Origin of the sequence: Phyllobacterium sp., from assembly GCF_037994405.1 — a bacterium.
Lineage (GTDB): Bacteria > Pseudomonadota > Alphaproteobacteria > Rhizobiales > Rhizobiaceae > Phyllobacterium.
The window spans coordinates 1-24,158 of record NZ_JBBNAN010000279.1 but is presented as its reverse complement, the minus strand read 5'-3'; the positions used below and the strand labels follow the sequence as shown (position 1 = coordinate 24,158).

19 protein-coding genes and 1 pseudogene are annotated in these 24,158 nt (G+C 58.6%); 6 read left to right on the top strand and 14 right to left on the bottom strand.

The genetic code is table 11. The annotated features are described in order from the left end of the window. The 11 genes from AAAC48_RS15445 to AAAC48_RS15395 form a co-directional block, all read right to left on the bottom strand. A partial coding sequence (locus AAAC48_RS15445) for a glycoside hydrolase family 3 N-terminal domain-containing protein (RefSeq protein WP_340655021.1) occupies nucleotides 1-1,037 on the bottom strand: 1,037 nt, incomplete at its 3' end. 48 nt (nucleotides 1,038-1,085) lie between these two features. Further along, nucleotides 1,086-1,574: a MarR family winged helix-turn-helix transcriptional regulator gene (locus tag AAAC48_RS15440; RefSeq protein ID WP_340655022.1), complete on the bottom strand. Its 489-nt coding sequence runs from the start codon at nucleotides 1,572-1,574 to the stop codon at nucleotides 1,086-1,088. 58 nt (nucleotides 1,575-1,632) lie between these two features. After that, the gene (locus AAAC48_RS15435) at nucleotides 1,633-2,235 is read right to left on the bottom strand and encodes a cysteine hydrolase (RefSeq protein WP_340655020.1); all 603 of its coding nucleotides are present in this window, start codon (nucleotides 2,233-2,235) and stop codon (nucleotides 1,633-1,635) included. Between the two features lie 4 nt (nucleotides 2,236-2,239). Then, nucleotides 2,240-3,289 carry an ABC transporter ATP-binding protein gene (locus AAAC48_RS15430; RefSeq protein WP_340655019.1) on the bottom strand — a complete coding sequence of 350 codons (1,050 nt, stop codon included), beginning with the start codon at nucleotides 3,287-3,289 and terminating at the stop codon, nucleotides 2,240-2,242. Beyond that, a complete protein-coding gene (locus AAAC48_RS15425; RefSeq protein WP_340655018.1) occupies nucleotides 3,276-4,055 on the bottom strand; it encodes an ABC transporter permease in 780 nt (259 codons plus the stop codon). Before AAAC48_RS15425 ends, AAAC48_RS15430 begins: the two co-directional genes overlap by 14 nt. 8 nt (nucleotides 4,056-4,063) lie before the next feature. After that, nucleotides 4,064-4,978, bottom strand: a complete 915-nt coding sequence (locus AAAC48_RS15420; RefSeq protein ID WP_340655017.1) for an ABC transporter permease — start codon at nucleotides 4,976-4,978, stop codon at nucleotides 4,064-4,066. After that, nucleotides 4,968-6,044, bottom strand: coding sequence for an extracellular solute-binding protein (locus AAAC48_RS15415; protein WP_340655016.1), 1,077 nt, complete (start codon nucleotides 6,042-6,044; stop codon nucleotides 4,968-4,970). Before AAAC48_RS15415 ends, AAAC48_RS15420 begins: the two co-directional genes overlap by 11 nt. Before the next feature lie 365 nt (nucleotides 6,045-6,409). Continuing rightward, nucleotides 6,410-8,662: a trehalase family glycosidase gene (locus AAAC48_RS15410; protein WP_340655015.1), complete on the bottom strand. Its 2,253-nt coding sequence runs from the start codon at nucleotides 8,660-8,662 to the stop codon at nucleotides 6,410-6,412. A gap of 7 nt (nucleotides 8,663-8,669) precedes the next feature. Then, nucleotides 8,670-11,363, bottom strand: a complete 2,694-nt coding sequence (locus AAAC48_RS15405) for a carbohydrate-binding protein (RefSeq protein ID WP_340655014.1) — start codon at nucleotides 11,361-11,363, stop codon at nucleotides 8,670-8,672. Between the two features lie 14 nt (nucleotides 11,364-11,377). Further along, nucleotides 11,378-14,926, bottom strand: a complete 3,549-nt coding sequence (locus AAAC48_RS15400; protein ID WP_340655013.1) for a molybdopterin cofactor-binding domain-containing protein — start codon at nucleotides 14,924-14,926, stop codon at nucleotides 11,378-11,380. Then, entirely contained in the window at nucleotides 14,923-15,492 is a 570-nt protein-coding gene (locus AAAC48_RS15395) for a (2Fe-2S)-binding protein (protein WP_340655012.1), read from the bottom strand. Before AAAC48_RS15395 ends, AAAC48_RS15400 begins: the two co-directional genes overlap by 4 nt. Nucleotides 15,493-15,851: 359 nt before the next feature. On the opposite strand from AAAC48_RS15395, the gene AAAC48_RS15390 reads away from it, so the two are divergent. The 6 genes from AAAC48_RS15390 (at nucleotide 15,852) to AAAC48_RS15365 (ending at nucleotide 21,024) form a co-directional block, all read left to right on the top strand. After that, complete coding sequence (locus AAAC48_RS15390; RefSeq protein ID WP_340655011.1) at nucleotides 15,852-16,988, top strand: FAD-dependent monooxygenase; 1,137 nt, start codon at nucleotides 15,852-15,854, stop codon at nucleotides 16,986-16,988. Next, nucleotides 16,985-17,785, top strand: a complete 801-nt coding sequence (locus tag AAAC48_RS15385; RefSeq protein WP_340655010.1) for an alpha/beta hydrolase — start codon at nucleotides 16,985-16,987, stop codon at nucleotides 17,783-17,785. Before AAAC48_RS15390 ends, AAAC48_RS15385 begins: the two co-directional genes overlap by 4 nt. 94 nt (nucleotides 17,786-17,879) lie before the next feature. Next, nucleotides 17,880-18,632 (top strand): Asp/Glu racemase, encoded by a 753-nt coding sequence (locus AAAC48_RS15380; RefSeq protein WP_340655009.1) that lies wholly within the window; start codon nucleotides 17,880-17,882, stop codon nucleotides 18,630-18,632. A gap of 12 nt (nucleotides 18,633-18,644) precedes the next feature. Then, the gene (locus tag AAAC48_RS15375; RefSeq protein WP_340655008.1) at nucleotides 18,645-19,298 is read left to right on the top strand and encodes an N-carbamoylsarcosine amidohydrolase; all 654 of its coding nucleotides are present in this window, start codon (nucleotides 18,645-18,647) and stop codon (nucleotides 19,296-19,298) included. A gap of 51 nt (nucleotides 19,299-19,349) precedes the next feature. Beyond that, nucleotides 19,350-20,378, top strand: coding sequence for a leucyl aminopeptidase (locus AAAC48_RS15370; RefSeq protein ID WP_340655007.1), 1,029 nt, complete (start codon nucleotides 19,350-19,352; stop codon nucleotides 20,376-20,378). A gap of 175 nt (nucleotides 20,379-20,553) precedes the next feature. Beyond that, the gene (locus tag AAAC48_RS15365) at nucleotides 20,554-21,024 is read left to right on the top strand and encodes a MarR family transcriptional regulator (protein ID WP_340655006.1); all 471 of its coding nucleotides are present in this window, start codon (nucleotides 20,554-20,556) and stop codon (nucleotides 21,022-21,024) included. Between the two features lie 82 nt (nucleotides 21,025-21,106). Here the strand turns inward: AAAC48_RS15365 and AAAC48_RS15360 are convergent. The 3 genes and pseudogenes from AAAC48_RS15360 to AAAC48_RS15350 all read right to left on the bottom strand — a co-directional run. Next, a pseudogene (locus AAAC48_RS15360) lies at nucleotides 21,107-21,800 on the bottom strand (IS6 family transposase). A 213-nt stretch (nucleotides 21,801-22,013) separates the two neighbouring features. Next, nucleotides 22,014-23,189 carry a Gfo/Idh/MocA family oxidoreductase gene (locus AAAC48_RS15355; RefSeq protein ID WP_340655005.1) on the bottom strand — a complete coding sequence of 392 codons (1,176 nt, stop codon included), beginning with the start codon at nucleotides 23,187-23,189 and terminating at the stop codon, nucleotides 22,014-22,016. A gap of 7 nt (nucleotides 23,190-23,196) precedes the next feature. After that, nucleotides 23,197-24,158, bottom strand: a 962-nt coding sequence (locus AAAC48_RS15350; RefSeq protein WP_340655004.1) for a sugar phosphate isomerase/epimerase, incomplete at its 5' end; no start/stop codon positions are given.

Sequence of the window (24,158 nt, the reverse complement as noted above, 5' to 3'; positions counted from 1 at the left end):
TTCTTGAGGAGCACGATCGATTCGGCCGCCATGCGGCGAGCCAGTTCATGATGGCTGTCGAGATCAATCGTGGAGTAAGCGGCAGCGCCAAGGCAACGGCGGACCAAGTCCAGGACCCGCAGGCAGGCTTCATCGAGTATCTCCTGGTCGATTTCCCCTGCCTCGATCGCCTTGAGCAGGGCTTCCTTGCGCGACTTGCTTTCGGGCATATCGAGGTCAGTTCCCGCACGAAGGGCGGCTGGGCGATCCTTAATCGCATGCCAGTCAGAAATTACAGCGCCTTCATAACCCCATTCCTCGCGAAGGACGCGCGTCAACAGCCAATGGTTTTCAGCGGCCTGAATACCATTCACCGGATTGTAGGCGCTCATGACGGTCCACGGCGAACTCTTTTTGATCGCGCGCTCGAAGCCGGCGAGATAGATCTCGCGTAGCGTCCGCTCGTCGACCTCGGAGCTCGTATTCGTGCGATCGATTTCGGAATTGTTACAGGCAAAGTGCTTCAACGAGGCCCCGACGCCATTGTCTTGCAAGCCGCAAATGATTCCGGCTGCCAACTCGCCATTGATCACCGGATCTTCGGAATAGTACTCGTAAGCACGACCGGCCAAGGGCGTCCGGCGTGTATTGATTCCAGGCCCCAGAAGCAGACGCACCCCCAAATTCAAGCATTCCGCCGCCAGCACTTCACCTATGGCGTACGCGAGATCGACGTCCCAGGAGCAGCCGATCAGATTGCCGTTGGGAAAACAGGTAGCCGGTCGCGTCGCCCCGAACATCCCTTGGTCATTGCCATCTGCGCGCTGGTTAACCACGGCAAGAAACTGACGGAGGCTCTCGCCGTCTTCATCGCTAGAGCCAATCTGTGTGGAATAGCGCACCCCGTAGGTTCCGTCTGTCATAACGATCGACGGCACACCAAGGCGATCGATTGCGCTTGTTTTCCACAGACCGCGCCCGCTCAGCACATCGACCTTTTCAACGGCTGTCATTGAAGCGACGATTGCGGCAAGGTCGTCACCACGATCTTGAAACATTCAGGTCCTCTTTTGTGCGTGCCGTGTTAGCGATGCAAAACCGCCGCATCAGCAGATTTTCTGAAGCAGTTCCATGAGCATCATGCGTTCTCCGGCAGTCAGTGGGTTCAAGGTTTGCTGCGATACATCAAGGGCAGCGGAGAGATTGCGATCGATGGTTTCTTTCCCGGCCCCGGTGAGGGTCAACACCAGGCGGCGCGCATCTGACGGGTCCGGTGCGGTGTTTACCAGCCCGCGTTTGACGAGCCGATCGACGACACCCTTGATCGTCGCCATGTCCATCGCCGTCTCCCGGCCGAGCTTGCCCTGCGAACACGGTTGCAGATCCTTCAGTTTCACCAAGGCAGCCCATTGCGTGGTCGTGAGCTTTTCGGCAATCAGTTCGGAGAAGATCGCAACGTGGCGCTGGTTGGCCTGACGCAAGTAAAAACCTATCTGTTCACCGAGCGCATACTGTGTTGCCTTGGTCCTGCTACCGGCAGGTTCTTCTCTATGCCCCAAAGGCGGTGCGATCTGCTCTTCCAGAGGGCTGTTCATCATTTCTCTCGTTTGTTGTCGCGGCGCTCGTGGATTGATGTCTGAAAACGCGTAACGATTAATCTCCGCACATCCAGGCGTCCATAATGGCCTTTGTTGTAGCAACTTCCAATTGTTCGCTGAGACGGGGAGCAAGGTGCATCATGACCGCCTGGTGCGCCGCTTCATCGGCGCTGCCGATGGCATCCGAAGCCAGGATGACGCGCAATCCAACATCGATCGCATCGAGAACGCTGGCATACACGCAGACATCTGTCTCGACGCCACTGAACGCAACCGTATCAATTTTATCAACCGCAAGTCGATCCAAAAATTTGGATGAACCGAATACCGAATAGGTTTCCTTTTCGACCACGTCATGCTCCCCTGCAAGGTCTCCAAGCGGCTCCATGAGATCGAGCATACCAGGTTCGAGGACATCACCAGTCATCGTCGACCAACGGTTGTAATAGTCTCTCCAACGTCCCCTGGCGTCCTCGGCGCGTGGCGGTACGATGAATTTCGCAAAAAGTGATCTGTGGCCGGAGACGTCGCAGAGCTTGATTACGTTGGAGAGAATTGTTTTGGTCACCGGCGTATGCCAAGCGGTATCTTCCGCGAACAGCCGTTGCATGTCGATGACGACATGCAACGTGTTAGGGGAAAGCTGAGGCAAGGACATCGTGTCAGTTCGCCACTGCAACCGTGTGTTCGCGTGACCAGTTGAGCGTAACGGCTTGACCCTCGCGAAGCACGTGTCCGTCCCGGTTCTGCGAGAAAAGCTTGAGCGGCAAGCCATCAGCGGTTTCCAGGATGTAGGAAAGGACGGGTCCGGCGTAGATGACTGTATTGATGCGTGCGGTAATTCGATTGTCCGTGGTATCCCCTGTCGCGACGGACATTTTCTCCGGGCGAACCGCAAGCGTCACGTCAGCACCGTTGCCGGGCAGCCTTTCGCAAGCGTGGATCACGGTTCCGTCTGCAAGCCTTACTGCTCCATCTTCCACTTTGCCGGTCAGAAAGTTCGAATCGCCGAGGAACTCGGCAGCAAAACGTGTCAGTGGCTTTTCATAGACAGTTTCCGGTGCGCCGATCTGAACAATCCGACCTCTGTCGAGAATGGCGACCTTGTCGGAAAGCGTTAGCGCCTCTTCCTGATCATGCGTGACGAAAATCGTGGTCAAGCCGCTTGCACGCTGGATGCGCAACAGTTCCACTTGCATTTCCTGCCGCAGCCGCCGGTCAAGTGCAGACAACGGCTCGTCGAGCAAAAGCACACTCGGCTTGATCACGATCGCGCGGGCGAGTGCGACGCGCTGCTGCTGACCACCTGAAAGCTGCTTCGGCGTACGGTCGCCAAAGCCGGGAAGGCGGACCATCTCCAGCGCCCGATCGACTTCCTTTCGGGCAGCTTCGCCTTTGATACCGCGGCGTTCGAGACCAAAGCTGACATTCTGGGCAATCGTCATATGGGGAAAAAGCGCGTAGGACTGGAACATCATCCCGATATTGCGACCCCACACCGGCACGTGCGTCACGTCATTGTTACCGATCAATACGGCGCCTTGATCAGGATTTATGAAGCCCGCGATGATGCGCAGCAGCGTCGTCTTCCCCGAACCGGAGGGACCAAGAAGGCTCGTGAAGGAGCCTTCGGTGAACTCGGTCGAAATATCGGTCAGAACAGGTACTGCTCCGTAGGTTTTTGCAACGGATTTGACTTTAACGTTTGTCACTGGTGTCTCCGGGTTTGGCGAAGCGCGCAAAGATCAGGATGGCGGCCATCGAACCCAGCAAAAGCAGGGTCGAGATTGCGTTGATTTCGGGGGTGAAGCCTTTGCGGATTGCGGAGTAGATTTGAACCGGCAGTGTCGTATAGCCGGGTGTTGCGAGAAAGTACGAAATGACGAACTGATCAAGGGACACAGCAAAAGCGAACAGTGCTGCACCCAGTATGCTGGGATAAAGGAGCGGTAGCGTTACCGAGAAGAATGCATGGATGGGCGTGGATCCAAGGCTCATTGCGGCTTCCTCGAGATCTGCGCGGATGGTGCGAAATCCCGTGCCGACGACAAGCACCACATAGGGAATGGCGAGGGCGACATGCCCGATCAGAAGCGCGTGCATTCCGCGGCCGATCCCACTCCAATAGAAGAAGATCAGCATTGCCGTCCCGGTGATGAGCCAAGGAATGGCGATCGGTGGCAGGAGCAGGACCTGCAGCAGGTTCTTGCCTCGGAACGTGCGGCGTGACAGAGCGACTGAAGCCATTGTTCCGAGGGTCGTTGCGACCACCGATGTAATGACAGCAATGATAATGCTGTTCATGCCAGCGGTGAGCAGTTGCCGGTTGCCGAGAAGCGCCTCATACCAACGGGTCGAGAAGGTGAAGGGTAGCTCGTAGAGCGGGGACGCGTTGAAGCCCATCGCCATCATCACAAGGATGGGCGTGTACAGGAACATCAGCACAGCAATGAGGTAGAAGCGGCCAATCTGTTTCATGGTCTCTCCTATGCCGTGGTGCCGCGGCGCAGCACGCCGGAGAAGGTGGCAAATATGGCAAGCACAACGGCAAGCAGCGTAAACGAAAGGGACGCGCCAAGTGGCCAGTTGAATGCCTGGGTAAATTGGTCCTCAATCACGGTACCCATCGTAACGCCGACGCGGCCTCCGAGGATGCGAGGCTCCATAAATGATCCGATAACCGGAATGAAGATCAGCACAGCGCCGGAAATCAAACCAGGGGCAGCCATCGGCACGAGGATGCGGAACAGGATCGTCCACCAGCGAGCACCAAGGCTTGCCGCCGCCTCTATGATCGCATCATCTATGGTGACAAGGGCGATGTAGCAGGTCAAAATCATGTATGGCAAGTAGCCGTGGACCAGGCCCACGACGATGGCGTAGCGGGTGTAGAGGAATCCGATCGATCCTGAGTCGGGTGCTACCATGTGGAGTATGCTGTCGAGAAAGCCGTTTTCACGAAGCACCATCGTCCAGGAGAAGACGCGGACAAGACCGTTTGTCCAGAATGGCAAAAGGATAAGGATGAGCAGCACCTCGCGTGCCTTGCCAAGTGCCGAGCGCGCGAGTGCGACGGCCGCAAGGAAACCGAGTACAGCGCAAAACAGCGTTGTCCAGAATCCGATCATCAGCGACGTCAAGCCAATTCTCACAAGGTATGGCTGATCGATAAAGGCCCGATATTGTTTCAGCGTGAAAACGATAGGGGCATTGCCCATCGGCGTAGCCGACATGAAGCTGAACACGAGCATGGTCAAAAGCGGCAGGAAAACGGCAAGCGTCAGCCAGCCATAGGTCGGCATTAACAGAGCCGTTGTTGCGACCCATGAGGGGAGTTGGCGCCGGCTGCGCGGGCCTTCCAGTCCGCGCACTGAAGCTACTGTCAGCTGGTTATTCTGCATAGAAGGCTTTCACTTCCTGCCAGAGGTTGTTGAAAGCTTCACGACGGTCGTCCGGAAGCGCCGACATGATGCTCATGGACTTCAGATATTCCGCTTTGTGTACTTGGCGGCTGAGATCGTCTTCCGGAAGGCCCTTTAGAGCGGCGGAATTTGACGATGCCGGGGCGCCGGCCTTGGTCGCCCATTCGACGTAAAAGGCTGGATCGATCAACCAGTTCGCGAACGCCAACGCACCTTCTGCATTGGGGGCGGATGCCGGAATTCCAAGACCGTCAACCCATCCGATGGCGCCTTCCTTCGGGACAACGAACTCGACCGGAAGCTTCGAATTGCGCTTGGAACGTACCGAACCGCCCGACCAGAACATGGATAGGTCGAATTCCTTGGCCGCAAAAGACTTGTTCCATTGGTCTTCGGTAGACCACAGCAGCTTCACATTCGGTTTGATCGACTTCAAAGCCTTGGTGACGGCGTCGAGGTCCTTCGGATTGTTCATGTCCTGACCGGTCATCAGGGCTCCAAGCGCCACGTTGATAATCGCATCATCGTCCATGGCCACGCGGCCCTTGAACGCTGGATCAGCGAGAGCGGCATAGCTGGCGGGCTTCGGAAGTCCCTCACGAACAGCCAGCGAAGTCATGCCCCATACCCAGGGAACAGCGTAACCCTTACCGTCTTTGCTGAAGTTCGGGTTGGAACGCAGATTGTCGTCCACCGTCGCGACATTCGGTACCTTGGCGAAATCGATGGGCTGCAGCAGATTTTCAGCAACAGCCTGTGCACAACGGGCGGCATTGAGCACGACGAGGTCGTAGGCGCCGGGATTGGTCCGTAGCTTGGTCAGCATCTCCGATTCCGAGCTGTAGTAGTCATGAACGACCTCAATACCGGCCTTTTCAGCAAAGGCTTTTACGGACCAGGCCTCGTCAGTGCCATAACCTTGCCAGTTCAGTACCGTGATCGTACCGGCGGAAAAAGCATTCCGCGCGAGGAGTGAAAAGCTGGCACCGGCAAACAGTGCAGCAGACATCAGTTTGAGCGTATTGCGTCTTGTTATCTCGGTCATTTTATTACCCCTCATTTTGGATGTTGGCGTTTATCGACGCTTATGACGGTGGCCAACAAGGCTCACGATAAGCGCCGCACATAGTCTGATTCCTACAACAAAAATCTTGCTGTATCATTTGTATACAAACTAATAGCAGTTCCAGTTGCGATAGCGTTTAGCGAAGAGCGCCCGGTTAAGAGAACAAGCTTGTCTTAGAGTGGAGACAAACCAACCGCCATTGCTACCTTTAGTAGAGCGGTATCTTCATTCGCCTGGAAAACTCAAATGCCCTGCATTGGCTCCTGTTCAATCCCTCTGGTTTTTCAGCTTTTTTCTTTATTTTTTCATTTGTATGCAAATTATTAATACGGATTTTTATTCTGTCAAGTTTTTCCTTGCGCCAACGCCGCGCCGATACTCGATAAGTAAACATCAAGTTGCCTTGGTTGATTGCCTTGCGGAATATCGAGACGTATTCCTTCCGCACACGCGGTCGAGATAATCTCTTCGCCATTTAGCCGCGCAGTGACCACATCAGCGCTGTTGACGCCTGCGAGGGTGATGAAACCCTTCACGTCCAGCGGATCGACCAAACAACTGAACTGCCCGTTCTGGATAATGATCTTCGAGAGTGTGCCGCGAATATCGGTTGAAATCAGTAATCTTCCGTTCACGGAGGCTTTTAGAACCGCATGTTCGATGGTCACATGCAAATGACCAGCGGCGGAAAGCATCGGTCCCATAGTGACGTCTCTGCCCACATTGGTGAGGGTCCATCCTTTCCAGGGATCGAAATCACAGAGCTCGCCGACAGCCATCAGCGGCAACAGCGCCGCCCAGATGTAGAACGGATCGGTATCGCCCTGGTCCATGGCTTCGCCTGTGACAGCGTTATAGTTCTCGGCGGCGATCCGGTCCTCACGCCACGACTTCATGAAGAGGTCGTAGCTCTGGCCCGCCAGACGGCTCGCCTCGGTGGTAAAGCCATAGCGTCTGAGGCCAAGCCAGACCATGTAGTTGACATTCGGCCAGATGCGGCCGCGCCAGTAGACGTTCTCTGCAAAGGCTGGGTCGTTGCGTGTTGCGTTTGGTAGCACGAAGGCCCCTGCAAAGCTGTTTTCATCATTCAGGTGTTCGAGCAGCCGCACCGCCTGCTCTTGCTTCGCCGCACCGCACAAGAGCGGATAGAAACTTGTCGGGGACAACGAGCGGACGAAACCGCCCTTACGCTGGCGATTGGCGAATATACCGCGACTTTCATCCCACAATTCCTCGGAAATTAGATTGCGGCTTCGGTTCGCGATCGCCTCGAACTCGCGGGCGTCCTCGTGACGCCCCAGTACCCCGGCTATTTTCGCCAGCATTTCCGCATCGAGCGCGGCGGCACAATTCAGCCCGAGATCGAAAGTGGACAACGTCCGCGTTCCGGGATCGTAAACCGCCTCGTCATGGGTTGCGGAATTATCCATTCCTGTTTCGTTGCGAGCGCCAAAGGCGCTGCCTTTGTAAAGGCCATCGCCGACATCCGATGTTCCGCAGGAAAGAAGGCCAGCGTCATCGGGATCGCGATTGTCGCGCCACCAGCGCTGATTGCGGACGAGGGCTTCGTAGGACGTCTCGAGGAGGGAGCGTTCGCCTGTGCGCTGGTAGAGCTGCCAGACGACCAGCGCTCCGTATGGTGGCTGGCTACGGTCAACCCAAGCGTCATTGGAGGTGATTATGCAGGCGATATTGCCCTGAGGGGTCACTCCGGCCAACGCTGTCATCAGGTTCTCGCGCGCAAGGTCGGCGTCGAAGAGCCCTCCCAAAAGTGCAGCAAAGGTCTGGTCGTTGTACCAGACGGCGAATTTGCCAAGGTTCCAGATGCGTGTGACGGCTGTGTAGGGCCGTGCGTTCGTTTCATCCCACACTGTATTCCAGGCGACGACATCACGGATCGCGTCGAGCGCATCCTCATATGTGCCTGTGTGCGAACCGAGTTCGGCCGGAACGTCTTTGATCAGTGAAGCGCGCGCCTTTTCGATAGCAAGTTCCGCACTGTCGGCAACCGCAGCTGCATAGGCGCCCCGCCGCATCATCTCAAGGTTGAAACGCATCGCAATAACCGGTGCGTGGTCGCTGCGGCTGGCGAGATAGAAATAGCCGTTTTTCTCGAAATCCGTTCGCAATGTCTCGATGGTCTCGTGACCGGTCACTTGAACAGGGGCTTCGGCGCTTGTCACTGCGACGAAACGAGTGCCGATCTTGACGAGGGCAATCCCTTTTTCCGCGTCGTAGCGGATGGTTTCACCACCCTCGGCCGAGATTGCGATTGTCACCCAAAAACGCAAGCCCCATTCACCCGACGCCTTGCCTTCCCAGCTTCCACGGATCGCGAAGGGATCGGACTTTTCGGTCGAAAAGGCGATGGTCGTGCCGCTGTGATCGGTCTCAAGTTCAATACGCGAACCATCTATCGCATGATGGCCGAGGCGCACCTTATCGCGCCGCGGTTCAATGGCTGACGTTGTTCTGCTGCGGGTCGAATAGAGGATCGGCGTGATGCGAACGCCGAGTGGCAGGAACACCATTTCGGCCGGTCGGTCGGACCAGGTGTTCCAGGCGCGCTTCAGGGGAATGGTCGTGTGTTGCAGCATGGCGGTGTCAACCCTCTCGCGTGAGTGGGACAAGGAACGGCGCAGCCGTTAAACCGCTCGTGTCCCGCGTGCTGCCCAGATAGGGCGTATGGTTATAATATCGGTTCGCCGCTGTGTTGGAGACGGCGATCTCAAGTTCGTACGCACCCTTCCTGAGGTGTCCGAGCACGAAACGATAGGGCCGCCATGCGCGCCGTCCGACCTCGCGCCCATCGATGCGGACGGTTACGGCCGTGTGAGCTTCCGGAATTTGCAGTATCCAGTCGTCGTCGGCCGCGATCCCCATATCCAGGCGATAAATACCTGTTCCCGAAAAGGCGGCAAAGCCCTGTTCTTCCCAGCCCTTCAGGACGGAAATAGGGATAAAGGCAGCATCTGCGTCTGGCGCGAATGTCCAGCCCTCACCAAGGACGACCGCGCGTTTGTCATCGAAGGCAGGGGGCGACCTAAGGTGCCCCTGCGTTTCAACCGGCTCGTCCGTTTCATACAACCGCAGGCAGCGTACTTCCTGCGGTTCAAGCGCTATTGTCAGGTACCCGTATGCGGATGTGCTGTGCGCAGTGCCGTCGGCCGGGGACCAGACTTCACAAATGAAACCTTTACCGAGCGATATCTCGCAGCGAATGGTTTTTGCCGCGTCATTGAAGAGCACGACGCGCCAACGCCCGCCTGGCTCCTCGCCCACCCATTGCCATGGTTTCGCGCCAGACAGGCTTCTGATCTGCGGCCCCGGAACCGCAATTGCGGCGAGAAGTTCTTCCATGGTGCGCCGCTCCGGCGGCCCGGGCAGGTGCGTCGTAGCGAGGTCCGTAAAGGCTTCAATGGAGCCCTCGCACAGGCTCAGCAGCCGGTCGCCTGATGACCATATGCTGCCGCCTGCGTCCTTGAACCGCGCAAGTGTCACCAGCGCCGCGCCCGATTCCAGCACCGTGACGGAGGGCAGGACAACTGCTTGGAAGGCCAGCCCCGATGCGACGATCCGGTCGCCGTCGATTTCGGCGTTTGCAGTATCGCTCTCGCTGACCAGCATGAAATCGTAGCCAAGCGCCAGCAGATGCTCACACCATGCGCCTACATGGTGCGCGTGGCTGTGGCGCGGGCCTTCCGCCCAGGCGGTATGGAGCGGATAAAGGATGGCGACCGGCGTGCGGGGTACAGCCAGTTCGATAAAGGTGGAGATCCGCGCCGATTCCTGCGCGAAGATATCGTGATACTTCCACCAGGGCTCGAAGTTGATCCCGGGACCATAGTCAAACCGCGGATTGGCAAAGGGTGTCGGGTCGCCGCTCCGCCCGTCTGTCTGGTAGACGCCATGCCAGAGGAACTGGCGCATACCGAGGCAATGGAGGCGGACTGCCTGCGCCCGCATCGTCTCCAATGTCAGTTCCCATTGTCCAGCGGCGCGCACTGGCGTGCGAAGGGCACTTGCGTAAGTCTCCACTACGCATCGGCTGCGGCCATTGGAACGGGCGACGGAATCGCCGAGCTTGGGCGCGAGTTGCGGATCGAAGTTGTTGGAATCGACTGCAGTCTCGTGCCGGAAACCGTCTATGCCGAAGAAATCAACCGCTGGTGCCACGCGCGGATCGATGCTGGTAAAGCCGCCATTGAGAGACCAGGAACTGATATGGGGCAGGATTTCGTGCCCCGTGAGAGCGATGCCGTTGCGCTCCGCAAAGTTACGCAACGTACCGAAGAATGCTTCGTTCATAAGCGAGGCGTAGGCAGCATAGAATTGCGCGCGCAGCCGCCTTGTCGGCTCGCCAACATCGCGCAGCACGGCCATGAGAGATAGCGGGAAGGGAACGCACGTTCGGGTCGCCACGCTTTCGGAGAGTTTTGAAGAAAAGAGGAGGCTGTTGCCGGGATTCCCTTCGATCTGGTCCCAGCGATAGAAACCAGCTGCCGGCTGGTCATAGAAGATGGAACCGAGCGGGTCCGGCACCAGATCGTCGAGGACTTCGGTAAAGGGGCGGAGACCCACTTCGATGAAGCGGGCCGCGGCTTCTGGCATCAGATAGTTGATGAGCCGCGACGTCATTGAACGAGCGCTGACGAATGCCGTGAGCGTCTGATCTGCCTGTACAGCACCGTCATATTCGAAGCGGCAGGAAACGGGATCGCTTGCCGCAATGCGGACCGCTTTCGTGACGTCGGTGATCTGGTTTAGATCCGTGATCGCGCCTGCCGGATGAAGCAGCGCCGCTTCGAGCGTCCATTCGCACCATTCGACCTTGCTGCCTTCGTACTGCCAGCGGAAGATTTCCGGTCCCATCCTTTCTGTGAAAGGCGCGTGGATGCCGCTGATTGTGCCCTTGCTGTCCTTCGAGGAGGACCAGAAGAGATGGCGCTCGCGCAGCTCGTCGCGACCCTCAACCGTCCTGCCGCCGGCATGGCCGCTGATCCAGTTGTAATCGTCGTAGATTGCGGCTTTCAGGCCCAGTTGGGCGGCGACGCCGATGGCAAGACGGTATGCGGCGAGATAGGCATCCGACATATAGTCTTCACGTGGCAGGGCGATGCGGGCCTGGATGAGGATCGTTCCGAGGCCGCGTGCCTTGAAATCGGCAAGCTGCCTTCGGCAAGTCTCCTCGTCTGGGATCGAATGCCAGAACCAGTAAGCGGACGGACGGAACTTATGGGTCGGGTCGAGAAAAAGCCCCCTTCCTTCGGTGTCAGTCGTGCCTTTGATTTGCTCCACCCTGCCGTTCCTCTTCAGTGCGTGGCCGAGGTCACGCGTTGCATCGCGTTGCCGACATCGCCCCATGCGGGCTTGTCCGGCGCGAAGCGCGCGCGCAGATAGACCGCCAGATCCTCGATCTGCTTTTCGTCCAGCACGTCGCGAAAGGCTGGCATCGACATGACCTCCGGTGCCACGCGTCCGGTCGTTTCCGCCAGGATCGCCGGCGCCTCGACGCCGTGTAGAATCACCTGCAGGATGTTATCGGGCGTGTCGCTGTGCATGTTGGTATTGAGCGACAGCGATGAGAGGATCGACGTGCCGGTATGGCAGGAAGCGCAGGCGCCGCTGAAGATGCGCGCTCCCCTGGGAGCGATCATCGCGGCCTTCGCCGCAGCCGCCTCGCTTGCCGCGATGGTGGACTGTGCTTGCATTGTCGTCTCAGCGCTGCGATCGGCCGTGTCGTTCAGGCTTGCGAGATAGGATGCCATGGCGCGGATGTCGGTGTCTTGAAGCGGTGCCAGCGCCGAAACTACATCGGCCATGGGCCCTGCGGCGCTGCCATGGTCGCGTGAATGGCCAGTGCGCAGATAGTCGAAGAAGGCGGCCCTGGTCCAGTCCACAGGACCCTTGGCAAGAGCGTTCAGCGCCGGCGCCTCCCAACCATCGGCGAAGCCACCGGATAGGTGCGCCTTGCCGGTCTGCTCCGCCCCGAGCACGTTGCGCTCTGTATGGCACGCCGAGCAATGGCCGAGCGTCTCGACCAGATAGGCGCCGCGATTCCATTCTGCGTCGCGCGACTTGTCGTATTTGAATGGCTCCGCTTTCAGGAACATAGCGTTCCAGCCCGCCATCATTGCTCGGACGTTGTAGGGGAATTTCAGCTTCGTCTCGGGCGATTTTTCAGCCACCGGCGCCTGTGTCATCAGATAGGCATAAAGCGCTTGCAGGTCGGCGTCCTCGGCGCCAGCGAAGGACGTGTAGGGATGGGCCGGATAGAGATGATTCCCGTCGCGGCTAATACCCTCGCGCATGGAGCGCTCGAAAGCGGTGTAGGACCAGTTGCCAATGCCATTGTCAGGATCCGGTGTGATGTTGGTGGCATAGACCGCGCCGAACGGCGTACGGAACTTGCGTCCGCCCGCGAAAGCCTGGCCGTCGCTTCCGATGTGGCAGACATTGCAGGCGCCTATGGCAGCAGCCATGCGGCCGCGCTCGATCGTGGCGGCGCTGTAGACGTTGGTGTTCGGGCGTTCGATCGGGCTGATGGCGGAGCGCCACGGCGACGCCATGTTGACGAGCCCCGAAAGAGCAGCAATCGCTCCGGCAGCCGAAAGGCCGATGTTCCACCACTTGCGCTTTCGGGGCGACGGTGCGGCCTTTTCGGGAGAGGTGCCATTCAGCGCGGCGAGAACCATATCGGGCGTCAGCGGCAGCTCGCGGAAGCGGATGCCGGTGGCATCGTACACGGCGTTGGCGATGGCGGCCGCGCTCGGCACCGAGGCTGACTCGCCGACGCCGAGCGGCGGTTCGTCCGGGCGGGGGATCATGAGGACGTCGATTTCAGGCACTTCCGGGAAGGTGATGAGCGGATAGCCGCCCCATTCCTTCGAGGTGACAGCGGTGGACGAAAAATCCACGCGCTCCTTGAGCACTCGGCTCGTCGACTGGATGATGTTGCCGTGGATTTGGTGGCGGACCCCATCGGGATTGATCATCAGGCCGGAATCCTGGCCGCAAGTCACTTTCGTGACGGCGATCTCGCCGGTCTTCCTGTTGACAGCAACGTCCGCCACCCAGGCCGCCCACGCTGCAGCCGTGCCGGGGAACTTGCCATGCACATAGACGGCATAGGCGAAGCCGCGCCCATAGAGCAGATCGCCTTCACCACCAAGCGTGCCGAACTTGGTCCGGGGTACCCATTTGGCGCGCTCAGCAACGGCGTGAACGAGATCGACCGCCCGCGGATCATGCAAATAACGCAGGCGATACTCGACAGGATCAACCTCGGCGGCCGAGGCCAGCTCATCTATATAGCATTCGTGTGCGAAGGTGTTTGGCATGGCTGAGACGCCGCGAAACCATGAGGCGCGAGCGATCGGCGGCATGTCGTGCACTGTCACCCGCAGATTGCCATAGGCATAGGGTGGGATGGCGGTGCGGTCGCCCATGTGCATGACATCGGCGACGGGGGGAACCTTGCCGGTGAGGATCAGGGGTAGTGTAGGGGCGAGATTGGAAGGATAGCGTGTCTCGAAATCATAGGCCGCGGGTCCGCCCTCAAGGTCAAGGCCACCGCGCACGTCCATGACTTGCGCCGCGCCCTTCGGTTCCCAGGTATGTTCCTGCTCGCGCGTAAGCTGGACGCGCACAGGCTTGCCGGTTGCGCGCGACAGCAGCGCGGCATCCGCCGTCACATCGTCGGCGCAGTTGCGCCCGTAGCAGCCCGCTGCTTCCAGCCGCTCGACGAAGATTGCTTCCTCCGGCATATCGAGGAGGAGCGCAAGATCGCGCCGCATGGGGAAGGGGTTCTGGGTACCCGACCAGACCGTCAGCCCGCCGTCGTGATAGTCTGCGACCGCGCAGGAGGGGCCAATAGACGCGTGCATCTGGTACGGCCAAACATAGGTGCGTTCCATCGGATTGGCGCTGTTGGCCAACGCCAGTTCGACATTGCCACGGTCCGCCAGCTTGCGCGGCGTTGAGGGATTGGCCCGCAGCGCCTTCTCCGGCGAATTGAGCTCGGGCAACTCCGGCGGTGTCCGCCAGACGACCTTGAGGCGCCGTGCTGCTTCGGCGGCGTTTTCCTCACGCGTCGCAACGACACCAACGAAATCACCGATAGCCGCGACCGCGACCAGGCCCGGAATGTCGGCGATGGAGCTCTCATCTATCGATATGAGGCTCTTGCCGACATGGTCGCCATGGTCGAAGCCGGCATAGGGCGGGCGTACGACTCTCCCGTGAAGCATGCCGGGGACACGCACGTCATGCACATAGGTCCACTTGCCCGTCGCCTTTGCCGGGATATCGACGCGCGCCGGGGATGTACCGACGAGACGGTAGGCCGAAATCGGCTTCAGAGGCGCTTGCGGGTCGATGGTCAGGTGCGCCTGCCTGCCGGCCACGAGATCGCCGAAGGTGAAGCTTCGGTTGTCGCCGGTGCTAACGCGGATGATGCCGCCGTCGATAACGAAGCTGTCTGCTGACAGCCCGAGGCGTGCGGCCGCCTGTGCTACGAGATAGTGACGGGCCGTCGCGGCCGCCTGACGCAGCGGGAGTGCCGTCACCTGGATGGTCTCGCTGGCGATGGTGGCACCCTGGTTCGGCGTCGTGGAGGTGGTGCCAAGCACCATCTCCACCTGTTCGAAGGGCGTGTCGAGTTCCTCCGCGACGATCTGGGCGAGTGCGGTCCTGATGCCGGTGCCGAGATCGACATGACCGTTGAAGGCTATGACCTTTCCGTCACGAAGGATGGCAATGTAGATTTCTGATGTCGCGGGTGACGGCGCCTTCGATAGGACCGTCAAGATTTCCGGGGCCGCAAGATAGGCGGATTTGGGGGTTTCGCGAGCATCGCTCATTGCGGCGCCTCCGACAGTTCGCTTGATGAAGGTTCGCTGCCAGATTCGGCCTTTTGAAAATTCGCCGCTTTCACGTCGGCGTCACATCCGGCATTCGCGGACCGCGAGAGGACCACGGCCTTGCGGGCGGCTGCAAGGATCTCGACATGAGTACCGCAACGGCAGAGGTGATGGCGCAGGGCGTCACGGATATCATCCTCGTGCGGCTCCGGATTGCGGCCAATAAGCGCCACCACCGCCATGACCATACCGTTCAGGCAGTAACCGCATTGCGCCGCTGCTTCTTCGATGAAGGCTCGCTGCACTGGGTGCAACTGCTCCTCGCTGCCTAGACCCTCGAGCGTGGTGACGCTGCGCCCGCCTACTGCACCGAGGGGAATGGTGCAGGACCGGACCGCGCGGCCGTCGATCAACACGGCGCAGGCGCCACATTCGCCAAGGCCGCAGCCGAACTTCGGGCCGTTCAGCTCGAGATCGTTGCGCAAGATATAGAGAAGCGGAGTCTTCGCGTCGGCTTCTACCTTGTGCGCGCTGCCGTTGACGTCGAGACTGAAAGATGCGGTCATGGCCAAGTCTATCACCTGCCACGCTGAAAGAAATAAGGGGCAACATCGCGCCATGCATACGTGCGGCGGCAATCTGCTCCCGCCCCACCTCGTATAATGGTTTTCTCGCCTTGTCCGCTTGTCATGCGGTGTTCCCTTCGGCGTTTCGTATAAAAAGCGTATACACTTTATATTGGAGGTGAGCAATAGCAATAAGGTTCGCACAAATCTGACGGACTAAGCAATATTTGTTGGATTTTAGGCGCTTTTTTCCTGTATCAGCTTAATTTTTGTCTTGCACTTTATAGTGTATACGCTTAATATCGTTCTTATCCGGATGCTGGATTGAAGCATTTCCAAGTCGCCGCGAAGGATCGCCCATGACGAAAGACAGACAGACGATTGCAATCATCGGCGCAGGTCTCGGAGGGGCGGCCGCCGGCGCTCTGTTGCAGCGCGCGGGCTTCGACGTTCATGTTTACGAACAAGCCCCAAGCTTCTCTCGTCTGGGTGCGGGCATTCACATGGGCCCCAACGTGCTCAAGATTTTTGAGCGCATCGGTATCGACAAGAAGCTGGTCGAGATCAGCAGTAAGCCGACGCACTGGTTCAGCCGCGACGGCGTCACCGGCGAATATCTCTCGCGCATCCCGCTTGACGGCTACGGGACGCCATACTGCACCGTCCATCGCGGTGATCTCCACGCGCTGCAGATAACGGCTCTCAACGAGGGTACGCTGCATTTCGACAAGAAGCTGACGCGGATCGAGGATAGCGGGTCCGACGTTTATCTTGAGTTCGAGGACGGCACTTCGACCCGCGCAGACATTGTCATCGGTGCCGACGGTATCAATTCAAGGGTTCGCGAGACGCTGCTCGGCTTTGAGAAGCCGAACTATAGTGGCTGGGTCGGCCATCGCGCGTTGATATCAGCCGACAAGCTGAAAAAGTACGATCTCGAATTCGAGGATTGCGTCAAGTGGTGGGGACCGGACCGTCACATGATGGTCTATTACACCACCGGCAACCGCGACGAATATTACTACGTTACCGGAGTGCCGCATCCGGCGTGGGAATTCGACACTGCCTTCGTGGAAAGCAGCCGTGAGGAAATGGCAGAAGCATTCGCTGGCTATCATCCGGTGATAGGTGCGCTCATCGAGAGCACCCGCGAGGTCACCAAATGGCCGCTGTTCAATCGCAACCCACTGCCGCTGTGGAGCAAGGGCCGGCTCGTCCTTCTTGGTGACGCCTGCCATCCCATGAAACCGCATATGGCACAGGGCGCAGCCATGGCCATCGAAGACGCGGCCATGCTCACCCGTTGCCTGCAGGAAAATGGCGTGAGCGACTTCAATACCTCCTTCGCGCTCTATGAGGCCAACCGCCGCGATCGCGCGACGCGTGTCCAGAGTGTCTCCAATGCCAACAGCTTTCTGCTCACCCAAGAAGATCCCTCCTGGGTGTATGGCTACGATGTCTACGCCCAGTCGTTGAAGAGCGAGAGTGCAGCATGACCGGGAAACTTCTTTACGGCGCAAACGTCTTCGCAAATGATATCCGCCAGCATTATTTGCGCTATGGCGGCAAGGGCCGTCCAGTCATCCTGATCCCGGGCATCACCAGCCCTGCGATCACCTGGGGCTTTGTCGCAGAGCGCCTCGCTGAACGCTACGATGTGTACGTGATCGACGTGCGCGGCCGGGGCCTCTCCTCGACTGGTCCTGACCTTGACTACGGTCTCGATTCTATGGCCAAAGACGTTATCGCCCTCGCGCAAGCTCTGGATCTTGATCGTCCCGCACTTCTCGGCCATTCGATGGGCGCACGCATTGCCATTCGCGCCTCCACCTCCGCAGAGGCCTCGTTTTCGCGCCTGGTGCTCATCGATCCCCCTGTCTCCGGACCCGGCCGCAGGCCATATCCTAGCAAGCTGCCGTGGTACGTTGATTCTATCCGGCTTTCGGTGAAGGGCATCGATGCCGGAGGAATGAGGACCTTCTGCCCGACCTGGACGGATGAGCAATTGAAGCTGCGCGCGGAGTGGCTGCACACTTGCTACGAACCGGCCATTGTCACGGCTTTCGAGGATTTCCACAAGGATGACATTTTCGCGGATCTGCCGAATCTCTCCCAGCCTTCGATGCTGATGGTCGCCGGCCGTGGCGGTGTCATCGAACCAGCGGACGAGGATGAAATCCGCTCGCTCTATCCGCCGATGGACATCGTGCGGGTTCCCAATGCGGGGCATATGATTCCGTGGGACGATTTCGATGGCTTCTTTGCGGCTCTCGGAGACTTCTTGTCCCGTTAATAATGACTGCGGGCCTCTGGCCCTCGGTCCCTGTTTTATACTGCCCCTATAGAGGGAGGGGCCATCCAGTTTCAAGCAGTAGAGGATTGCGCCCGTGCAGAAGAATTACCGTATCGGTCAGATCGTTCCCAGTTCGAACACCACTATGGAGACAGAGATACCGGCGATGCTGATGGCGCGCCAGTCGATACGATCGGAGCGCTTCACGTTCCATTCGAGCCGCATGCGAATGAAAACTGTGAAGAAGGAGGAGCTGGCGGCGATGGATTCGGAATCCGACCGCTGCGCCATCGAGCTGTCCGACGCCCGCGTAGACGTACTTGGTTACGCCTGCTTGGTGGCAATCATGGCGATGGGCCTCGGCTACCACCGTGAATCGGAAAAACGCCTGACCGGCCGCACAATCGAGAACGGCGTCAACATTCCCGTCGTGACCAGCGCCGGCGCCCTCATTGAAGGCCTGAAGGTGATGAAGGCGAATCGCGTAGCCATCGTCGCACCTTACATGAAGCCGCTCACCGAGCTCGTGGTCAACTACATCCGTGAGGAAGGTTTCGAAGTAAAGGATTGGCGCGCTCTCGAAATTCCGGATAATCTGGAAGTCGGCCGCCACGACCCAGAAAATCTTCCAGCCATCGTGAAGACACTGGACCTTACGGATGTGGACGTCATTGTGCTTTCGGCTTGCGTCCAGATGCCGTCGCTGCCCGTGATTGCAAAAGTGGAGGCGATGACGGGCAAGCCCGTCGTCACGGCCGCCGTTGCCACCACCTATTGCATGCTGAAGTCACTTGGACTGGAAGCCGTTGTCCCCGGTGCGGGCGCGCTTCTATCCGGCGCCTATTAAGGATCGCATGACATGGAGAGCGTCGAAGCCAATTATCAAGGTGTCTGGGGCAACCGCATCGGCTTTGGAAAGCGGCCAGCCCTTCTCGTCATCGATTTTCTCAAAGCATATACGATCGAGGGCGCGCCGCTCTATGCGCCCGGCGTCGTCAAAGCGGTGGCAGAAACCCCGTCGCTACTGGCGGCAGCCCGAATGGCGGGCATTCCTGTCATCCACACGCGCATCCTCTACCTCGCGCAGAACTGCGCCGATGGCGGCATGTGGGTGAAGAAGTCGCCAGTGATGAAATCCATGGTGAGCGGCAATGAACTCGCGGAATTCTGCGAAGAAGTCGAGCCAGCTGATGGCGAACTCGTCATCGTCAAACAGTATGCCAGCGCCTTCTTCGGCACCAGCCTCGCCTCGCTCCTGCACACGCAAGGGATCGATACGGTCGTCATGGCCGGATGCTCGACAAGCGGCTGTATCCGGGCGAGCGCAGTCGATGCCGTCCAGCACGGCTTCCGTACAATCGTGGTGCGGGATTGCGTCGGCGATAGGCATCCAGATCCGCACAATGCCAATCTCTTCGATATCGACAGCAAGTATGGCGACGTGGTTTCGAAGGAAGAGGTGATCGCCGCGATTACATCAGCACAGCAGGGCGGAACGACAGCAACCGTATGATTGGACATGACCAAGATGGCATTTCCGTAGAATTCCAGAGGAGATAACGTAATGGATCGCAATGTCTTGACTGAAATGTGCCTTGAGCAGTTGAAGCTCAGTGGCGTTCACGAGGGTGAGAAGATTATCGTCCTGTCGCAGGGCGAAGATCGGATCGACTACGCCGACGCGTTCCTTGCTGCTGGCCAGCGGCTTGGCGCGCGTATGTACCACATGCGTCTTCCGGCGCCGCTGCCGACCACCGGGGCATGGGCTGTCGGCGAAACCGGCCTGGCCGCCAATCCGGATGCCGTTAACGCGCTGAAGCAGGCCGACATGGTCGTCGATCTGATTTTCCTCCTGTTCAGCGAGGAGCAGATGGCAATCCAGGCTGCCGGCACCCGTATCCTCACGGCGGTGGAACCGGCTCCGCTGCTGGCGCGGCTCATGCCGACCAAGCAATTGCGCGAGCGCGTCGAGATCGGCGCCGAATATCTGAAAAAAGCCGAGACCATGCGCATAACCAGCAAACATGGCACCGACGTCGTCTACAAGCTCGGTGTTTATCCGACGATGAGCGAATATGGCTACACCGATGAGCCCGGCCGCTGGGACCACTGGCCTGCTGCGTTTGTCTTCTCGGGCGGCGCGGATGACGGTGTCGACGGTCAGATCGTACTGGCACCGGGCGATGTGCTTTTGCCGTTTAATATGTATGTGCGCGAGCCGGTGATCTACACCATCGAGAAAGGCTTCATCCAGGACATTCGCGGTGGTCTCGAGGCCGAGCTTATCAAGTCCTACATGGCGACCTTCAATGATCCGCGCGGCTTCGGCATGTCTCATGTCGGCTGGGGACTTGACCACCGCGCCAATTGGCACGGCCTGACCGATTTTGGCGGCGGCATGGGCATGGAGCTGCGCTCGTTCTACGGCAACGTCATGTTCTCAACCGGCCCGAACAACGAGCTCGGTGGCCCAAACGACACGGCTTGTCATCTCGATATCCCGATGCGCAATTGCAGCCTTTTCCTCGATGACGAGCCGATGGTTCTCGACGGCAACATCGCGGTCAAGGAAATGCAGCACACGTTCAAGTGATGGCTTTTGACAGCTGGCACCGCCGGCCAGCCGGCGGTGCGTTGCGCAATGAAGTGTGTCCTTGGTAAAGCGCTGGGATGGCGAATGCTATTGGTGGAGCACTCGGGGTGGACCGTTCGGCAGGTCTGGCACTAGAATTGAGCTGATTTGCCGCGACAGGAGTCTTACCGCTGATATGTCCAAGAACGACGACCAGGTTGAGGGCGAATACCGGTTTACAGAGCAGGTGGGGCACCTGCTTCGTAAGGCCTACCAACGCCACCTATCTATCTTTCAGGACAACGCAAGCGACCCCAATTTGACTGCCGTGCAATTCGTTACGCTCTGTACGTTGCATGATCGAGGGCCGAGCTCTCAAGCTGAGCTCGTAAAGGCCACCGCCGTTGATCAGGCGACAATTCGAGGCATTGTCGAACGACTGCGGTCACGGGGCCTCATTGAAGTTTCCAAGGACGCCTCAGACGGTCGCAAGGTCATTATGTCCTTGCTGCCTGAGGGTGAGGCGGTGCTGAAGCAGATGTATCCGAGAGCGCATCTGATTACAGCGAAAACCATGGATCGACTCAATTCGGCGGAACAAATTGCACTGCTGTTTCTTCTGCGTAAAATCGCGGAGGATGATCTGCCGAATGAAGAGACTCTTTGACAGAATTCTGGCCAGGCCGCCGCCTGCAGATAGGGCTTGATCTCGAGCATGGGTGAAGTGGAGTTCGCTGCTACGGCCTTTTTCAGGCAGTTGTGATCGTCGCGGTGTTCCACTGCGCCATCGCATCAAGACGATGGTGCCGAGTGGCATGTGCTGAACGGTTGGAGCGCAGGGGAACAAAGAGCTGAGAAGATGGAGAGGAAGCGTTGCAGGCCCCCTTGAGATCGGAAGCCCTGCATTATCCGCTCACGGTTTCGTAGCGGCAGGTGTGAATTCTCAGCTCGGTTATTGAGGCCCTTGTGCGACCGATGTTCGACATCAGGCATGATTTGCCGCTTCGCTGCACCATAGGAACGGAGTTCGTTGGTGATCATACGCTTCGGCGCCATGCCCTGCTTTTTCAGCAGATGCAGCAGCAATCGCCTGGCAGCCTTGGTGTTGCGACGGTTCTGGACAATTTCGTCGAGCACATAGCCGTCCTGATCAACAGCCCGCCACAGCCAGCACTTTCTGCCTGCGATGGTGATGACCATCTCGTCAAGGTGCCAGATATCATTTCCGCTTGGCTGCTTGCGGCGAAGGCGCCGGGCATAATCGGATCCGAACTTGATCCCCCAGCGCCAGATCGTTTCATAGGAGACGGTGATCCCGCGTTCCAGCAGCATTTCCTCGACGAGCCGCAAGCTCAATGGAAACCTGTAGTAGAGCCAGTCGGCATGGGCGATGATCTTAGCTGGGAAACGGTGACGTTTGTCGCTGACGGCAGGCCGGGTCATGCTGTGCCTTCTAGCTCAGAAATGCTGACGCCACGTTTATGTGACAATACCTCCATATCTGCATCTATCAACAGCCTGGCCAATTGGAGGCGTTCGCCGCCATGATGGGCTGTTATGGCTGAGCCAACGCAGTCACAGCTTCTTAAAGACTTGTTGGCTCTCGGCTAGAAAGATCGCAGCAACGCGACTGCGGCCAGTTAAAGGCTTGAATTTTTAAACAGCAATTGGCGTCAGCCAAGGCTGATCGGTCGCTGCCGAGCTGTCAACAACCGCATCCACGAATGCGACACCCTTGAGCCCATCGTGAGCTGTCGGAATATCGCGTCCAATCGCTCTCGGTTCGCGTCCTTCACGCTTGGCACGAATTGCTTCAGCAAAGCCGGCATACAGATTCGCGAACGCTTCGAGATAGCCTTCTGGATGCCCGGGAGGCGTACGGGTCCGCGCTTTGGCGCCTTCGCTGAGATCGTGGGCGCCGCGTTTGATGATTTCAGTCCGCCCATTCAGCCGAGCGTGTACGAGCTCATTCGGTTGTTCCTGAAACCATGTCAACGATGCCTTTTCGCCAAACACCCGAAGGCGCACACCATTTGAAGAGCCGAGTGCAACTTGTGAAGACCAAAGAAGCCCGCGGGCGCCCCCTTCATAGCGCAGCATGACATGCGCGTTGTCATCCAAGGCACGTCCCTCCACGAATGTGGCAAGATCTGCAGTCAGCGATTGAAGCTTGAGACCTGAGACGAAGCCGGCCAGATGGTAGGCATGCGTGCCAATATCGCCGATTGAGCCACCGCGGCCGTTTTTGTTCGGATCGGTCCGCCAGGCCGCCTGCGCATTGCCTTCGGTCTCAATGGCGGTCGCCATCCATTCCAGCGGATACTCCACCTGGACGGTACGGACGTTGCCCAATTGGCCAGTTGCAACCATATGCTTGGCCTCATGTACCATCGGGTAGCCCGAGTAGGTATATGTGACACCCATAAACCGGCCACTATTGCGAACCAAACTTTCGAGCATCACTGCGTCATCCAAAGTTGCTGTAAGAGGTTTCTCGCAGATGATGTCGAAGCCCGACTCCAAGAATGCCTTGGCGATTGGGAAATGGGTAAAGTTCGGCGTGCAGATAGCGACGGCATCAATACAGTCCTCGCGAACGCTCTCGCCCGCGATCATCGCCTTGAAGTCGTCATAGGAGCGTGTGGGATCCAAGCCCTCGCTTGCTGCAAAGGCATGGCCGCGGGCGGCATCAACGTCGAATGCACCTGCAACCAGGCTCCAGGCTCTGTCCTGACGAGCGGCGATGCGATGGATGTTGCCGATGTAGGCGCCATTGCCCCCACCCACCATTCCGAGGCGCAGCGGCTTTTGCGAAGAAGAGTTTGCAGTCATGTTATCCTCAATCAAGTCCGAGCATGGCCCGGTTGGCGTCTCTGTTGGCGCCGGATTTCACGAAATCATCGAATGCTCGGTCAGCGACCCTAATGATATGTTCGCGGATGAACTCCGCGCCCTCTGCGGCCCCGTCCTCCGGATGCTTAATGAAGCACTCCCACTCCAGCACCGCCCAGCCGTCGAAGTCATAGGTCGCGAGTTTGGTGAAAACTGCGCCGAAATCCACCTGACCGTCGCCGAGCGAGCGGAACCGTCCCGCGCGTTTCGACCATGGCTGGAAGCCGCCATAGGCTCCTGTCTTGCCGTTCGGCCGGAATTCGGCATCCTTGACGTGGAACATCTTGATCCGCTCGTGGTAGTGATCGATGAATTCCAGATAGTCGAGCGCCTGCAGCACGAAGTGGCTCGGATCGTAAAGAATGTTGCAGCGGCGATGACTGCCGACGCGTTCCAGAAACATCTCGAAGGTCAGGCCGTCGTGGACGTCCTCGCAGGGGTGAATCTCGAAGCAGAGATCGACACCCTGTTCATCGAAGTCATTCAGGATTGGCAGCCAGCGTTGTGCCAACTCGTCGAACGCCTCATCGACCAGGCCCTCTGGCCATTGCGGATAGGGATAGAGATAAGGCCAGAGCAGTGATCCGGTAAAGCTGACATGGCGATCGATGCCGAGATTGCGGGAGGCGCGGGCGGCAAAGCGCATTTGCTCCTCCGCCCACGCCCGCCGGCCGGCCGGATTGTTGTGGACGTGGGCAGGGGCGAAGCTGTCCATGATACGGTCATGGGCGGGGTGGACGGCGACAAGCTGGCCGGTAATGTGCGAACCGAGCTCCGTCACCTCAAGGCCACTTTCCGCAAGTACCCCCTTGAGATCATCGCAATAGGTCTTGCTTTCGGACGCCATCTTCATATCGATCAGGCGATTGTCCCACGTCGGTATTTGAACGCCGGCGAAGCCTCTGGCAG

What these genes read in the sequence shown, in the direction of transcription:
- AAAC48_RS15440 (WP_340655022.1), bottom strand. Translation starts at nt 1,574, where the DNA reads ATGAACAGCCCTCTGGAAGAGCAGATCGCACCGCCTTTGGGGCATAGA.
- AAAC48_RS15435 (WP_340655020.1), bottom strand. Translation starts at nt 2,235, where the DNA reads ATGTCCTTGCCTCAGCTTTCCCCTAACACGTTGCATGTCGTCATCGAC.
- AAAC48_RS15425 (WP_340655018.1), bottom strand. Translation starts at nt 4,055, where the DNA reads ATGAAACAGATTGGCCGCTTCTACCTCATTGCTGTGCTGATGTTCCTG.
- AAAC48_RS15420 (WP_340655017.1), bottom strand. Translation starts at nt 4,978, where the DNA reads ATGCAGAATAACCAGCTGACAGTAGCTTCAGTGCGCGGACTGGAAGGC.
- AAAC48_RS15415 (WP_340655016.1), bottom strand. Translation starts at nt 6,044, where the DNA reads ATGACCGAGATAACAAGACGCAATACGCTCAAACTGATGTCTGCTGCA.
- AAAC48_RS15410 (WP_340655015.1), bottom strand. Translation starts at nt 8,662, where the DNA reads ATGCTGCAACACACGACCATTCCCCTGAAGCGCGCCTGGAACACCTGG.
- AAAC48_RS15400 (WP_340655013.1), bottom strand. Translation starts at nt 14,926, where the DNA reads ATGAGCGATGCTCGCGAAACCCCCAAATCCGCCTATCTTGCGGCCCCG.
- AAAC48_RS15395 (WP_340655012.1), bottom strand. Translation starts at nt 15,492, where the DNA reads ATGACCGCATCTTTCAGTCTCGACGTCAACGGCAGCGCGCACAAGGTA.
- AAAC48_RS15390 (WP_340655011.1), top strand. Translation starts at nt 15,852, where the DNA reads ATGACGAAAGACAGACAGACGATTGCAATCATCGGCGCAGGTCTCGGA.
- AAAC48_RS15385 (WP_340655010.1), top strand. Translation starts at nt 16,985, where the DNA reads ATGACCGGGAAACTTCTTTACGGCGCAAACGTCTTCGCAAATGATATC.
- AAAC48_RS15375 (WP_340655008.1), top strand. Translation starts at nt 18,645, where the DNA reads ATGGAGAGCGTCGAAGCCAATTATCAAGGTGTCTGGGGCAACCGCATC.
- AAAC48_RS15370 (WP_340655007.1), top strand. Translation starts at nt 19,350, where the DNA reads ATGGATCGCAATGTCTTGACTGAAATGTGCCTTGAGCAGTTGAAGCTC.
- AAAC48_RS15365 (WP_340655006.1), top strand. Translation starts at nt 20,554, where the DNA reads ATGTCCAAGAACGACGACCAGGTTGAGGGCGAATACCGGTTTACAGAG.
- AAAC48_RS15355 (WP_340655005.1), bottom strand. Translation starts at nt 23,189, where the DNA reads ATGACTGCAAACTCTTCTTCGCAAAAGCCGCTGCGCCTCGGAATGGTG.